Origin of the sequence: Acinetobacter sp. Ver3, from assembly GCF_000632455.1 — a bacterium.
In the GTDB taxonomy this organism is placed as follows: Bacteria; Pseudomonadota; Gammaproteobacteria; order Pseudomonadales; family Moraxellaceae; genus Acinetobacter.
This window is the reverse complement of record NZ_JFYL01000187.1, coordinates 1-510: the sequence shown is the minus strand read 5'-3', so window position 1 is coordinate 510 and position 510 is coordinate 1. Positions and strand designations below refer to the sequence as shown.

At 46.7% G+C, this 510-nt stretch carries 1 protein-coding gene; it reads left to right on the top strand.

From position 1 onward, the window contains the following. Positions 1 to 510, top strand: a 510-nt coding sequence (locus CL42_RS17340; RefSeq protein ID WP_035271090.1) for a GA-like domain-containing protein, incomplete at both ends; no start/stop codon positions are given.

The window sequence follows — 510 nt, the reverse complement described above, 5'->3', positions numbered from 1 at the left end:
AAAGAAGAAGCACAAACAAAAGTGACAGCGTTACCTGAGGCAGTACAAGCAGAAAAAGATGCGCTACAAGGTCGTTTAAATGATCTGGTTGATATCACTTTACCAGCAGTAAATGACGAAAACGAAGATGGTGTGGATGATGCAGTTGCAGCACTTGAAGAAGCGACAGAGGCAGTAGAGGCGGCTGAAGCAGCATATGCTGAGGCAGAGCAAGCACTAGCAGATGCAGAATCAGATGGTTTAATCACGCCAACAGAACTTGCTGAGCTGACTCAAGCACGTGATGATGCGCTTACTGCTAAAGAAGATGCACAAGCGAAAGTTGATGCACTTCCAGAAGGAGCAGACAAAGACGCACTGGATGCACGCTTAGATGATCTAGTCGACATCACCTTACCAACAGTAAATGATGAAAACGAAGATGGCGTAGCAGATGAGTACGAACAAGTATTGGCAGATGCCGAAGCAGCAGTAGAGGCAGCAGAAGCAGCATATGCTGCGGCAGAACAA